The organism is Roseateles sp., assembly GCF_965262435.1.
Classification (GTDB): Bacteria; Pseudomonadota; Gammaproteobacteria; order Burkholderiales; family Burkholderiaceae_C; genus Paucibacter_A.
The window spans coordinates 3303522-3314646 of the sequence record NZ_OZ253537.1 but is presented as its reverse complement, the minus strand read 5'-3'; the positions used below and the strand labels follow the sequence as shown (position 1 = coordinate 3314646).

General features: G+C 66.8%; 7 protein-coding genes. 1 reads left to right on the top strand and 6 read right to left on the bottom strand.

Going from position 1 to position 11125, the window contains the following annotated elements:
• Window positions 1-24 precede the first annotated feature (24 nt).
• Window positions 25-918 carry a UTP--glucose-1-phosphate uridylyltransferase GalU gene (gene galU / locus ACQY39_RS14340; protein ID WP_263517438.1) on the top strand — a complete coding sequence of 298 codons (894 nt, stop codon included), beginning with the start codon at window positions 25-27 and terminating at the stop codon, window positions 916-918.
• Window positions 919-1001: 83 nt separating this feature from the next.
• On the opposite strand, the gene ACQY39_RS14335 is transcribed toward galU, so the two are convergent.
• From ACQY39_RS14335 to ACQY39_RS14310, 6 genes are all read right to left on the bottom strand, one after another.
• On the bottom strand, window positions 1002-3821 hold the full coding sequence (locus ACQY39_RS14335) for an ATP-binding protein (protein WP_428507309.1): 2820 nt from the start codon (window positions 3819-3821) through the stop codon (window positions 1002-1004).
• Complete coding sequence (locus ACQY39_RS14330) at window positions 3821-4573, bottom strand: hypothetical protein (RefSeq protein WP_428507307.1); 753 nt, start codon at window positions 4571-4573, stop codon at window positions 3821-3823. The genes ACQY39_RS14335 and ACQY39_RS14330 overlap by 1 nt, the downstream gene beginning before the upstream one ends.
• The gene (locus ACQY39_RS14325; RefSeq protein ID WP_428507305.1) at window positions 4570-5919 is read right to left on the bottom strand and encodes a hypothetical protein; all 1350 of its coding nucleotides are present in this window, start codon (window positions 5917-5919) and stop codon (window positions 4570-4572) included. The genes ACQY39_RS14330 and ACQY39_RS14325 overlap by 4 nt, the downstream gene beginning before the upstream one ends.
• 55 nt (window positions 5920-5974) lie before the next feature.
• Window positions 5975-7825 (bottom strand): putative bifunctional diguanylate cyclase/phosphodiesterase, encoded by a 1851-nt coding sequence (locus tag ACQY39_RS14320; protein ID WP_428507303.1) that lies wholly within the window; start codon window positions 7823-7825, stop codon window positions 5975-5977.
• 353 nt (window positions 7826-8178) lie between these two features.
• Entirely contained in the window at window positions 8179-8805 is a 627-nt protein-coding gene (locus tag ACQY39_RS14315) for a DUF1294 domain-containing protein (RefSeq protein ID WP_428507301.1), read from the bottom strand.
• A 117-nt stretch (window positions 8806-8922) separates the two neighbouring features.
• Entirely contained in the window at window positions 8923-10626 is a 1704-nt protein-coding gene (locus ACQY39_RS14310; protein ID WP_263517447.1) for a DEAD/DEAH box helicase, read from the bottom strand.
• Between the last annotated feature and the right edge of the window lie 499 nt (window positions 10627-11125).

The window sequence follows — 11125 nt, the reverse complement described above, 5'->3', positions numbered from 1 at the left end:
AAGCAAATCGAGGAGTGTACTTTTATGGCCAGCAAGCCGAACTCTGTCATCACCAAGGCCATCTTTCCTGTCGCCGGTCTGGGCACCCGTTTTCTGCCGGCCACCAAGGCGCAGCCCAAGGAAATGCTGCCGGTGGTGGACAAGCCGCTGATCCAGTACGCCGTCGAAGAAGCCTATGCCGCCGGCGTGCGGGAGATGATCTTTGTGACCGGCCGCCACAAGCGCCCGATCGAAGACCACTTTGACATGACTTTCGAGCTCGAGATAGCCCTCGAACAAGCGGGTAAGCAAGAGCTGCTGGAGGTGGTGCGCAGCGTCAAGCCCGACGATATGGAATGCGTCTACGTGCGCCAGGCCCAGGCCTTGGGGTTGGGCCATGCGGTGCTCTGTGGCCAGCGCCTGGTCGGCAACGAGCCCTTTGCGGTGCTGCTGGCCGATGACTTGATGGTCGGCCCCAGCGGCGGCTCCCCGGTGCTCAAACAGATGGTGGAGCAGTTCTCCGAATGGCGGGCCAGCATTCTGGCGGTGCAGGAAGTGCCTGCCGAGCACACTCGCCGTTACGGCATCGTCGCAGGCACCGCGGTCAACGACCATCTGGTCGACGTCACCCGCATCGTCGAGAAGCCGGCGCCGGAAGATGCACCCTCGCGCCTGGCCGTGGCCGGCCGCTACATTCTGACGCCCGGTGTCTTTCACGAGATCGCCAACCAACCGCGCGGTGTCGGCGGCGAAATCCAGCTGACCGATGGCATTGCCGGTCTGCTGCGCCGCGAAAAGGTGTTTGCCTACCGCTACGAAGGCAAGCGCTACGACTGCGGCAGCAAGGAAGGCTTTCTGCAGGCCAATGTGGAACTGGCCCTGGCGCACCCGCAGCTGGGCGCAGGCTTCCGCGACTACCTGCGCAGCATCGAGATCTGAGGAAACGCCGCAAGCCAGGCTTGCAGCGCCCTCCTAGGCATTCAGGCCCCGGCCGCACGTAGGCGGCCGGCCTGTGGCCCAAATCAATCGTAGATCGACTTCTCGGGCCGCCGCGCCAACACCGCAATCGGCGGCGCCCAGCGTTCGCCACGCGGCTTCTTGCTGGTGACCAGGGTAATCTCGCTGGGCTCGAAGACCTCGACGTTGTGCGTGATCGGCGTGGTCAGCAAATACTGGGCGCGGGTCGAGCGCAGGAAGTGGCCGACCAGCTGGATGTTGCGCACGTCCAGGTGAGCAAAGGGCTCGTCGATGAAGACAAAACCGCCCGGCGAATCGTCGTCCTTCATCAGGCCCACCAGCAGGATCAGGCTCTTGAGCACCTGTTGGCCACCCGAGGCTTCGCCGTCGTTCAGGCCCACCTCGCCCTTGCCGTCGAAGTTGAACTTGACCTGCAGCCCGGCCTGGGCGAGCACCATATCGTCGTTGTCCAGATGCGGCAGTTCGGCCTGCGCCATCACGCCGGCCAGCTCACCGAGCTCCTGCACATTCTTCTTGTAGCGACGCACGGTGGCGCGCAGCACGTCGATGTAGCGTTCGCGCGCGTTGAAGGCGGCGATGCGGGCCATCTCATTGCTGGCACGGCGGTCGTCGAGCTGGGCGGTCTGCTCCAGCACCGACACACTCATGCGCGCATGGCGGTCCTGCACCTGCGGGTCGGTCTCCCAGACGCCGTTCTCCAGCTCTGCCTGCACATGGCGGCCGGCAATCTCGGCCTGCTTGGCGTTCTCGAACTCGTCGCGCAAGGCCTGCACGGTCGCGGGCGTGACCCAGGCAGCCGGGAAGCGTGCCTTGACCGCCCGTGACTCGCGCGCCTGGGCCAGCAGCTCACGCTTGCGGCCCTCATGCTCACGCTGCGCGCGACCGACGTTCTCTTCGCTGGCCTTGAGGCTGGCCTGGGCCGACTCGTAATCGCGCTCGCTGCGGCTGTGCTGGGTCAGGGCGCGGTCATGCTCGGCGTCGAGCGCGGTCATGCGGCCTGAGGCCTCGACGCGAGCCTGGCGCAGGGCCGGCAGGCGCTCGCGCACGGCCGCAAAGTCCTCGGCCTTCTCGGCCAGTTCTTGCGCGGCCTTGTGGCCCTGGGCCGCGCGCTGCGCATCCTTGAACTGGCGTTCAACCTCGGCCTGTTCCTTGGCGATGCGGCTCAGCTCCGCGTCGTAGCGGTTGAGCTCGCTCTCCAAGGCCTTGCGGCGCGACTCCAGGGCCGACACACCGAACTGGAAGTCACGCGGTTCAACCCAGAGGCTGCGGCCACCACGACCGTCCTTGTAATAGGCATCGGGCGTGATCCACTCACCGCCCACTTTGGCGCCGGCCTCGGTGTCCTTGACGCGGCGGATGCCGCCGAGCTGGCGGATCAGCCAGCCCGGGGCCTTGGCATTGAAACGCAGGGCCGCGAGCAGCGAATCGGGCGGCACGCTGGCCGGCACGTTCTCGGCCTCGGCCACCACGTAATGGCGGTAGCGCTCACGCGAAGCCAGGGCAAAAGCATGGGCCTCGTCGCCGCTGCGCTGTAGCACCACCACCCAGCGCGAGGGCCGCAACATGCCTTCGGCGGCGGCGCGCCAGGCCTCATCGGCAATGTCGATGCAATCGGCCAGCACATGGTGGGCAATGCCGGCGTCGTCCAGCGCGCGGCGGAAGCGCGTCACCTCGGCCGGCGGCGGCGGCAGGCGCTGGCCGCTCAAGGCCTCCAGCGCAGCCTGGGCCTTGCGGCTCTGGTCATTGGCGCGGGTGAAGCCCTCGCGCAGGCGGTGCTGCTCACCGCTGAGCTGCTCCACGCGCTGGGCCAGCTCCTGCGCATCGGTCTCAACAGCGGCCAGGGTGCGCAGCTCTTCCTCGCGCTTGGCCAAGAGCTCCAGCGGCCGCTCGGCCTCGCGCGCGGCGTCAAACGCGGCGCGGGTCTGGCGGCGCTCGGTCTCCAGCTCCACCAGGCGCTGCTTGGCGCGCTCCTGCGCTTCAAACAGGCCATGCAGCTCGGCCCGCCGGGCCGCCTGCTGGCGCGCATCGGCGCCAGCAAACAGGCGCTGACGGTGCAGCTCACGCAGGCCCTGGGCCGTGCGCGCGCGGGCCTCGCTCCACTGCAGCACGGGCAGCACCTCGGTGGCCAGGCGCTCGCGCTCTTTCTGGCGCAGCTGGTACTGCTGGAAACTGTTGACGCGGTTGGCTAGGTCGGAGAGCTGGGCCTGTGTGTGTGAAAGCTCGTGCGTGGCCTGCTCGACTTCTTTCAGCAAATGCTGCTGATGGCTACGGGCCTGGTCGTAGCGGTCGAGCACCTCCTGGTCACCGAAGACTTCGAACACTAGGCGCAGCAACTCCTTGGGGCTGAGCTCGCACAGCCGGTCGGTCTGGCCTTGCTCCAGGGCCAGCACGCGGCCGATGGCGCGGGTCAGGCCGGCGGCTTCCAGGCGGCGGCGCCAGGCTTCGATGCCCATCCAGTCCTTGTCACCGCGCTCGGCCAGGGCCTCGATCTCATGGACGCCGTCCATCATCATGTAGCGGCGCTGCCAGTCGCCACCGTGGCGCTCGATGCGGCAGACCAGGGTCACCTGGTCGGCATAGAGCAGCGAGCTGGCGAAAGGCCGCGAGCTGTTCTGACGGCCACGCGGGCGGTTGTCCACCAAGGCGCGCAGCCAGGCGCTCTCGGCATTGGCGTGGCGGGCATAGGTCTTGTACGTGCGGCCACCCGAGCATTCCAGGCCCAGCAAGGTGCGCATGGCATCGAGCAAGGTGGTCTTGCCCGAGCCATTGGGGCCGGCGATGGTGATGATGGCGCCGTCCAGCGGCATGCTCACCCGCCGGCAGTAGTCCCAGTGCAGCAGTTCCAGCGATTGCAGGTGAAACATCAGGTCTCGCTCTTCTTCTGTTCTTGTTCGGGAAGGGCTTCCGCTTCCAGTTCTGGATCGGCCTCCGGCACTTCGGGCTGGCGCGCCTTGGCAATGGCCGCAGCAATCTCGGGGTCGGTGCTGCGGGCCAGCACATCACCCAGGGCGCCGTCGAGGATGCGAGGCGCCAGGGTGTCGTAGTCCAACAGCAGGTCCAGCAGCGGGCCTTCGGCGATGTCCTCGCCGCGCCGGGTGATGAAGCCATTGCGCTCGAGCAGCTTGAGGTTGCTGTCCAGGCGCATCTTCTTGCCCAGCTGGTTGCCGAAGTCGGCCAAGAGGCTGCGGTAGCTCAGGGTCGGGCTGACGCTGGCCGCCGTGGGCAGGGGCTTGTCGGTGGCGAACATCTCGTTCTGGCCCAGCTCCTTGGCATCGGCACGGGCGACCTGGCGCTGGCGCTTGGGCAGCACGATCAAGGACCACAGCACCACCAGCAAGGCAACACCGTCGCGCGGCAGATCGAGGTTGTTGTTGGCGGCCAGGCCGGTCTCGCCAAACACCGCCGCTTCGGCCGGGCGCAGCATGGCCAGGCTGATGTGGTCGGCGTACAGGTTGTCGATGACGCGCAGGCCGACGGCGGCCAGGCGCTGGCCCAGGGCCGTCCAGACCTCGGTGTCGATCAGGGCGCGGCGCACCAGCGGATGGCTGCGTGGCAGCCAGCGGCGGGCCAGCAGCTGCGCAGCCAGGGCGGCCGCGTCGTCAAGAGCAGCGCTCATGCTTGGTCTTCCTTCGGATCTTGTTGTACTTGTTGTTCTTCTTCACTGCCTTCGGCCGCCGGGCGGCGCAGCACGCCACGGCTCATCCAGCGGATGTGCTCATCGTCGCTGGCCGCCTGCTCGGCCGACCAGTGCACGCGCCAGGGCTGGCGCGCCATATCGCCGGTGGCGCCGTTCAGATGCTGAGCCTCGCGGTCGCCCAGCAAGGGCAGCAGCTGAGCGCGGTAGCTGGCCAGGGCATAACTGCCGCCCAGCACGGCCGGGGCCAGGTCTTGCTCGACCTCGCCCGCCTCGCTCCAGCGCGTCAGCAAGGCCTGCATGATGCCCATCTCGGGCGGCAGACTCATCACCGCCAGTTGGCCTTCGGGGGCCGCCTGGGCGCTGGGCAGGGCCTCGGGCGCGGGCGCGGCCGGGCGGTCACGCTCGAACTCCGCCTCGGCCGTGTCCAGCAGCTCATGCTGGGCCACCAGCACCGGATGCACCGGGCGCGACAGCGCGCCCAGCGACAGGTTCTCCAGGAAATGCACGTTCTGCAGCCAGCGCCGGACATCGGTGGTGGTGATGCCGGTGGAACCGAGCGTCACGCGTTGGCGGTCGGCCTGCTGCAGGGCGCGGTTGAACTGGCTGGCCATGGACAGCAGGCGCGCTTGTGCCAGGCCCAGCTCGCGCGCCAGACGCTCCAGCCGGGCATTGCCCTGCTCCTGGGCCTGCACCATGATGGCCGAGAGTGCCTCGCTGGCCTTCTCGACCAGGCTCAGCGCCCGGCCGAAACGCTGGCGGGCGCGGCGCAGATGAAACTCCGAGCCGCTGGCAATCGCGTCGGCAAACTCGTCGTAGAGGCGCGAGAGCTGGGCCTGCAAATGCTGCAGCTGGGCCGGGTCCAAGGTGCCCAATTGGTGGGCACCGGCCACATTGGCCAGCAAGGCGCTGAGGTCGGCGTCCTGCTGCACGCTGCTGTTGAGCAGGGGCTGTAAGAGGCCCAGCAGCTGCTGGGCCAGGGGCGTGACGCCGTAATGCTGATTCGAGCCGTCCCAGGCCAGCAGGTCCGCCTCGCGCAGGCGCTTGAGCACCAGCTCCAGCGGCTCGTCGCGCAGCATGTGGAAGTGCTGGTTGAGTGCTTCGCGGCTGATGCGCGAGGCCGGCATGGCCATCACTTCCAGGAACACCCAGACGCGCAGCTTGACCAGGCTGGCCGGGCCATGGAAGAGCGCGCGCAGGCCGGCCATCAGGCCGTCCTGGCGCTCCATCTGCCACAAGAGCTGCGCCTCACCGGGGGCAGCCGCGTCGCGAAAAAAATCTTCAAAGCGAGCTTCGTCTTCGCTCGCTGGGTTTGGGGTCTCCCGCATGGGGGCGATTATCCCCGCTGGATCGCCCTTTTCTGGTCAGACCCGGGCCGGAAGTTCAGAGCTGATCCAGATCCACCGTGTCGCCGAACAGAGAAGCGCGGAAGGCCGGCGCCGAATTCTTGTCGTCGGTGGCCCAGAGCAAGATGGCCTGGGCCGACATGGGCCGGGCAAACAGATAGCCCTGCAGCTCATCGCAGCCCATGCTCACCAGCACCTGCTGCTGGCCCTGCGTTTCCACCCCTTCGGCCACCACCCGCAGGCCCAGAGCATGGGCGAGCTTGATGACGGCATCGACCACGGCGCGCGCATCGGCGCTGGTCACGAGATCGGTGACGAAAGCGCGGTCGACCTTGAGCTCTTGGGCCGGCAGCTGGCGCAGATAGCTGAGCGAGGAATAGCCGGTGCCGAAATCATCGATGGACAGATGCACGCCCAGCTCGCCGAGGCGGCGGAAGGTGTCCTGGATGGCCTGGGTGTTTTCCATCACCACCGACTCGGTGATCTCGCAGGTCAGCAAGGTCGGGTGCATGCCCGAGGCCTGCAAGGCACTTTGAATCCGTTCGACGATGTCGGCCTGGCGCATCTGCTGGGCCGAGAGGTTGATGGCCACGCGCATGCGCAGACCGCTCTCGCGCCAAATTTGGGCCTGGCGGCAGGCCGCATCGATGACCCAATTGCCCAGCTCGCGCATGAAGCCGAAGCGCTCGGCGATCGGGATGAAGATCACCGGCGACACCATGCCGCGGCTCGGGTGGTGCCAGCGCAGCAAGGCCTCAGCAGCCGTCACCTCGCCGCTGCGCGCATCGATCTTGGGTTGGAAGTACAGCTCCAGCTGATCGCGTTCGACGGCATGGCGCAGATCGCGCAGCAGGTCCAGCTGCTCGCGGCTGTCGCCGTCCATGCCGGCGGCATAGAAGCAGTAGCAAGCGCCGCCGAGACGCTTGGCCGCGCTCTTGGCCGCGTCGGCACAGGCCAGCATGCGCGCCTTGCCGCCGTCCAGCGGGTAGCGGGCAATGCCGGCGGAGCAGGAAATGGCCAGCTCGCGCCGATCGAGCACATAGGGCCGCGCCAGCTCCGCCAGCACGCGCGCGGTGAAGCTGGCCACCGCTTCCTTGCTGCTGGCATCGGCCAGCAGAACGGCGAACTCATCACCGCCGATGCGCGCCGCCACGTCGCCCACGCCCAGACAGGCGCGCAGGCGCTCGCCGGCCAGGCGCAGCAAAGCATCTCCCTTGTCATGGCCGAAGCTGCTGTTAACCGGGTTGAAGCCGTCCAAATCAAACAGCAGCAAGGCCAGCGGCCGCTCATGGGCATCGCTGTTCACCACGGCCAGAGCCAGCTGTCGCTCCAGGCCCAGACGCGTGGCCAGGCCAGTCAATGGGTCGATGAAATGCGCCTCGCCTTCCTTGTCGGCCGCGAGTTGCAGCTCACTGACATGGCGCAGCAAAGCCGGCAAACCCTGGGTCGCCAGCAGCAGGAACAGCAGCAGCCCTGCTTCTCGGGCCCCCAGACCCAAGGCCGGCCAGGCCTCCAGCGCCGCCCGCAAGCCCGACTCGCTGGCGCTCTGAAGCAGCCGCCAAGCCAGGGGCAGCCCAGCGACCGCAAACATCAGCAGGAATCGCAGCGCGCGCGCCAGATGCGATCCACCGTTGACCCACAAAAGCCCGGCTGCGGCAAACGCTGTCGCAGCACCGAACAGCAAGCCAGCGAAGCCGCCCTGAATGAGCCAAGCCTGCATTGCGATCAGGATCACGGAGGCCAGCAATACCAGGCCGCGAAAGCTGGCTGTCAGGGCGCGGCGCGGCTGCAGCCCAGCCAGCATGGCATGGCCCCCGCAAAAAGCCAGTGCAAAGCTGGCCAGAACGACCCCGGTGCTGGTGAGCTCGCCGAGCCAGCTCCACCACAAGGCCGCAGCCAACAAAAGAGCGCCGAGCCAACGACTGCGAGGTATTCCACGTGGCTGGACATGCAGTGAACTCTGCAAGCGCGCCTGCGCGCCAGCCAGCAAGGCAGACGCGCTATTCAGAAGCAACAAGCTTGGAACGAGGGCAAAAAGAAACAGCGCCACCGAGCCCCGGACCAAAGCCCAGCTCGTGGGCAGCGCCTGTGCCAACCAGGCACTCCAGCCAGCACTCAAGGCCTCCATGGCGGCCCTCTGCGGCAAACGAATGTGTACTTCCCCATGAGGCCGTAGCCTAGCTGGAGTGCACGGCAATGGCAGCGCCAAAATGGGCCGCAATGCCTGTCCATTTTGCTGCGTCAGTTCGGACTGAAGCCCAATGCAACCCAGAGCAGCGAGCGCAGCGGGGTGAAGATCAGGGCGAAGGCAAAGCAGTTGCCCCAGACCGTGAGCCAGAAACGGCGCCGGAACGGGGCCTTGCTGCTCTTGTGCCGCAGGACGGATTGCGCCAGCAAGGCACCGGGCCAGCCGCCGGCCAAAGCCAGGCCATGCAAGGTGCTTTCCTTGACCCGCCACTGCCCCAGGCGGGCGGCGCGCTTGTCGCCGGCGTAGACGATGAAGCTGGCCAGGCTCAGGGCCATATAGCCGCCCCAGAGCGCCGGCGGCAGGCCCCAGAGCAAGTGGCAGGCGAGGTAAGCCGCCGCGAAGCCCGGAATCAACAACAGCCCGGCCGTGCCCGCCGAAGCGCGAGGACGAACAACCACGGGCGCACGCGGACGGCGCACGCGCAGGGCGCGGCGCCGACCCTGGCCATCGACACCGGGCTCGAAGCTGAAGCGTTCGCCCTGCCGCGGGCGCTCGGTCAAGAGTTCGAAATCACGCAGCCTCACAAAGAGCCGGTTCGGCTCCGAATCGCCGCGCAGAAAACCGCAGCCCTTGGCGTCATCCCATTGGATCAAGGTGGCGGTTTCACGCGGCGCGGCCATGGCGAACTTGAAAATAGGAAGGCTGAAAACAAAAAAGGCCCGCTGAGCGGGCCTTTCCATCTTAGAGCAGCGCTGTGGCTGCTCTGGGCTCAGCGGCCGAAGCCACCGTTATTTGGCTCAGCGGCCAAAGCCACTTCGGCGCGGGCCGGCCGGGCCGCCACGCTTGGCAGCCGGGCCGCCAGGGCCGCGGGAGTCGAAGCCACCCGGGCGACGGTCAGCACCAAAGCTCGGCTTGCCGCCGAAGGAAGGCTTGTCGCCGAAGCTCGGACGGTCGCCACGCGGGGCGAACGCGGGCTTGTCACCACGCGGGGCGAAGCCGGCATTGCCGCGGTCGAAACCGCCGCCAGCGGGGGCGCGATCAAAACCACGATCGAAGCCACGGTCGGCCGGGGCACGGTCGAAAGGACGGGCATCGGGGCGGAAGTCACCACCGCGCGGCTCGAAGCCTTGCGGACGGGCACCGCCATCACGGTTGTCGCGCACAAAGGGGCGGCCGCCGTCACGGTTGAAAGGCTTGGCGCCACCGCCGAAGCTCTTGCCGCCAAAGCCGGGCTTGCCACCCCAGCTCGGACGTGCACCACGGTCTTCAAAACCACCGGCGCCAGCGGGCCGAGGCGGGAAGATGCGCGGCTCTTGCGACTTCGGCTCCAGGCCTTCGATCTGAGCCGAAGGAATGGTCTGGGTCGTGAACTGCTGGATGCGGCGGATCATGGACACATCGTCACGCGTGGCCAGAGTGACAGCCAGGCCTTCGCGACCGGCACGGCCGGTACGGCCGATACGGTGCACATAGTCCTCGGCCTTCATGGGCAGGCCGTAGTTGATCACGTGGGTGATGGTGGGCACGTCGATGCCGCGGGCGGCGACGTCGGTGGCCACCAGCACGCGCACTTCACGACGGCGCAGCGCCATCAGCACGCGGTTGCGACGACCTTGCGGCATGCCGCCGTGCAAGGGTGCCACGGCATGACCCAGCTCTTGCAGGCGTTCGGCCAACCAGTCGGCGTCGCGCTGGGTGCTGGTGAAAACCAGGGCTTGATCAACATCCTTGTCGGCCAGCAGATGCTCCAGCAGCTGGTCCTTGTGGTTGTTGTTGTCAGCCCAGTGCAGGCGCTGGGTGATGTTCTCGTGGGTGTCGGTGTGCGAAGCCACATCGATGCGCTGCGGCTCGCGCAGCAGCTCGTTGGCCAGGCGGCCGACGTGACCGGCGAAGGTCGCGCTGAACATCACGGTCTGGCGGGTGGCCGGGATGCGGTCAGCGATGAACTTGATGTCATCGATGAAGCCCATGTCCAGCATGCGGTCGGCTTCGTCCAGCACCAGCATCTCGACATTGTCCAGCACGGCCTTGCCGGACTGGATGTGGTCCATCAGACGGCCGGGAGTGGCGATCAGGATGTCCAGGGGGCCGCTCAGCTGACGCAGCTGCAGGGCGTAAGGCATGCCGCCCAGCACGGTCGACAGCTTCAGGCCCTGGATGTGGCGGCCGTAGGTCTGTGCAGCCTTGGCCACTTGCATGGCCAGCTCACGGGTGGGGCACAGGACCAGGACGCGCGGGCCCAGAACCTTGCCTTTTTCGCGGCGGGTGTTCTCGCCACCGGCAGCAGCGGCCGCAGCGGTGCGAGCGTCCAGCACCTTTTGCAGGGCCGGCAGGATGAAGGAAGCGGTCTTGCCGCTGCCAGTGCGCGAGGACACCATCAGGTCCAGGCCCTTGAGGCCGGCGGGGATCGCCAGGGCTTGCACTTCAGTGGCGGTTTCGTAACCGGAATCTTTCACGGCACGCAACAGGGACTCGTGCAAACCTAGATTTTCAAAGCTCATATCTTCTTTCAACAAAGCCATGCCCCGCCTCGCAAAAACGAGACGAAAACACGCGCCTGCCACGCAGCAAAAGAATGCGTGTCAAGCCAGTAAAGTCGCTGGGAGAAAGCTCGCGTCGTGCACCGGGACTTGAGAGACGGCAAAGCAAAGCCGTGAGGTGCCAGGTGCGGCGCCGGGGGAACAGTCAAAGCGACGGCATCGCCGCCGACCGAACCCGAAGGGTGTCCAGCACACCATCCCGGTAAGGGATGTTCACGAAGCCAGGGCGGAGCCCGGGGATTCGTGTCACTGAGCGCAACATGCTCGAAAACACCTTGTGGAGTTTCGACTGTGGTCAGCGGCCTGAACGAGGTCAGAGGAGACGAACGAATTGCAGAGCAGCTTCAGCTGCAAGCAAGTCCATGACTATAGCACACTAGGGTTTTCACGGGAGCTTCATCAGGCCGTCAAAGACAGAAATATCTGCATTTGCGAAAAGAAATCGCCGGAATGCAGAGCG

What these genes read in the sequence shown, in the direction of transcription:
- galU (WP_263517438.1), top strand. Translation starts at nt 25, where the DNA reads ATGGCCAGCAAGCCGAACTCTGTCATCACCAAGGCCATCTTTCCTGTC.
- ACQY39_RS14335 (WP_428507309.1), bottom strand. Translation starts at nt 3,821, where the DNA reads ATGTTTCACCTGCAATCGCTGGAACTGCTGCACTGGGACTACTGCCGG.
- ACQY39_RS14330 (WP_428507307.1), bottom strand. Translation starts at nt 4,573, where the DNA reads ATGAGCGCTGCTCTTGACGACGCGGCCGCCCTGGCTGCGCAGCTGCTG.
- ACQY39_RS14325 (WP_428507305.1), bottom strand. Translation starts at nt 5,919, where the DNA reads ATGCGGGAGACCCCAAACCCAGCGAGCGAAGACGAAGCTCGCTTTGAA.
- ACQY39_RS14315 (WP_428507301.1), bottom strand. Translation starts at nt 8,805, where the DNA reads ATGGCCGCGCCGCGTGAAACCGCCACCTTGATCCAATGGGATGACGCC.
- ACQY39_RS14310 (WP_263517447.1), bottom strand. Translation starts at nt 10,626, where the DNA reads ATGAGCTTTGAAAATCTAGGTTTGCACGAGTCCCTGTTGCGTGCCGTG.